General features: G+C 71.8%; 2 protein-coding genes. Both read right to left on the minus strand.

Translation table 11 applies throughout. The annotated features are described in order from the left end of the window. Positions 1 to 137: 137 nt before the first annotated feature. Entirely contained in the window at positions 138 to 1,100 is a 963-nt protein-coding gene (locus tag ACH107_RS32520) for an XdhC family protein (RefSeq protein ID WP_412509735.1), read from the minus strand. Next, positions 1,097 to 1,702 (minus strand): LysM peptidoglycan-binding domain-containing protein, encoded by a 606-nt coding sequence (locus ACH107_RS32525; RefSeq protein ID WP_412509736.1) that lies wholly within the window; start codon positions 1,700 to 1,702, stop codon positions 1,097 to 1,099. Before ACH107_RS32525 ends, ACH107_RS32520 begins: the two co-directional genes overlap by 4 nt. Positions 1,703 to 1,789 lie beyond the last annotated feature (87 nt).

A 1,789-nucleotide genomic window follows, 5' to 3' on the forward strand; every position in this document is an offset into this window, starting at 1 on the left:
CTCGCGCCCAGCGGCGGCCAGGGCGGCGATGTCGGCGTCGCTCAGCCAGCGGCCCTTGCGCAGGCGCCGCCCGCCCAGATCCTCGGAATGCGCCAGGATGGCCCCTCGGGCGGCGCTCAGCGGGACCGGGCCGAATCTCATGGGCGCCGCAGGCGCTCGGTCACCTGCGCCATGATGCTGACGGCGATCTCGGCGGGGCTGCGCGCCCCGATATCAAGGCCCACGGGGGCGTGGATGCGCCCGATCTCGTCTTCGGTGAAACCGGCCTCGGTCAGCCGCGCTACCCGCTTGGCATGGGTCCGGGTCGAGCCGAGACATCCGAGGTAGAAGACCTCCGAGCGCAGCGCCGCCATGATCGCCGGATCGTCCAGCTTGGGGTCATGGGTCAGGGTCACGACGCAGGCGCGGGCATCCAGGCCGATCTGCGCCAGCGCCGCGTCGGGCCAGTCCTCGCGGATGGTCTCGCCCGGAAAGCGGGCCCCGGCGCCGAAGGCCGGGCGCGGGTCCACCAGCACAGGGTCATAGCCGCAGGCCCGCGCCATGGGCAGCAGCATTTGCGCGATATGCACGGCCCCCACCACGATCATGCGCAGCGGCGGGTTGTGCACGGCCACGAAACTGCGCCCGTCCTCCGCGACGCCGGAGCGGTCCATGCGGAACCGGTCGGGATGGTCGGCGGCAGGGGCCAGCCGGCGCGCCCCGCTTTCAAGGTCCGCCACCAGCGCCACCGGCGCGCGGGCGGCGCGTTTCTTGACAAGCTCGGCCAGCAGGGCCTCGGGCAGGGCCCCGCCCACGGGATCGACCAGAACGCGGATGCGCCCGCCGCAGGCCAGCCCCACGGCGAAGGCATCGTCGTCGCTGACGCCGAAGTCCAGCAGGCGTGGCGTGCCATCCTCCAGCGCCTCCAGCGCCTCGGTGACCACGGCCCCCTCGACACAGCCGCCCGAGACCGAACCTTCCATGGCCGCCTGCGCGTCCACCACCAACTGGCTGCCTACGGGCCGGGGCGCCGACCCCCAGGTCTCGACCACGGTGGCCAGCGCGGCGCCCCGCCCGGACCGGTGCCAGTCAAGCGCCAGTGCGGGGATATCCTCGGTCATTGCGCGACCTCGGGCAGGGTGAAGACCTGGCCGGGATAGATCAGGTCCGGATCGCGGATGCGGTCACGGTTGGCCTCGAAGACCTCGACGTAGAGGATGCCCGCGCCGTAGCGGTCCTCGGCAAAGGCCCAGAGCGTGTTGCCCGGCTGGACCGTGCGGGTGGCGACGGCGAAATCAGGATCGGCGGTCTCCTCGGCCATGGCCTCGGCAACCTGTTCCGGGTCTTCGCGGCGGAAGGGCGATTCGATGCGCGAGACGACCTCGCCCGAGGGGTCCACCTCGTCGATGCGCAGGGTATAGACGCCGGTGTCGACCTGCGGCAGGTCGGTGCGCCAACTGCCGTCCTCCTCGACGGTCAGGGTCCCGACCGGCTGGTTGTCGAGGTAGACCCGGACGAAGCCGGGGTTATCCGCGCGGCCCGAAAGCACGACATCGCCCTCGGGATCATAGGTGATCGTGTCCAGCGCGACCGAGTCCATGACCTCGGGCGGGGTGCCGTCGGGCAGGTTGGGCTGCATCACGCGCGCCCCGTCCTGGCCCAGGGCGAGAACGGGGCCGGGCGCGGTGGGTCTGTCCTCGGCGGGCGCCGCGCGGGCAGCCAAGATGCTGTCGCATTGTTTTCCCGTACCCGGCGAAATGTCGTGGTCCGCGATTCTTCAATACGGGCCCGCCTGACGCACAGGCGGGCT

The sequence above is a fragment of the Roseovarius halophilus (ex Wu et al. 2025) genome, assembly GCF_047086965.1.

Coding starts and splice junctions, on each gene's coding strand:
- ACH107_RS32520 (WP_412509735.1), bottom strand. CDS start 1,100: ATGACCGAGGATATCCCCGCACTGGCGCTTGACTGGCACCGGTCCGGG.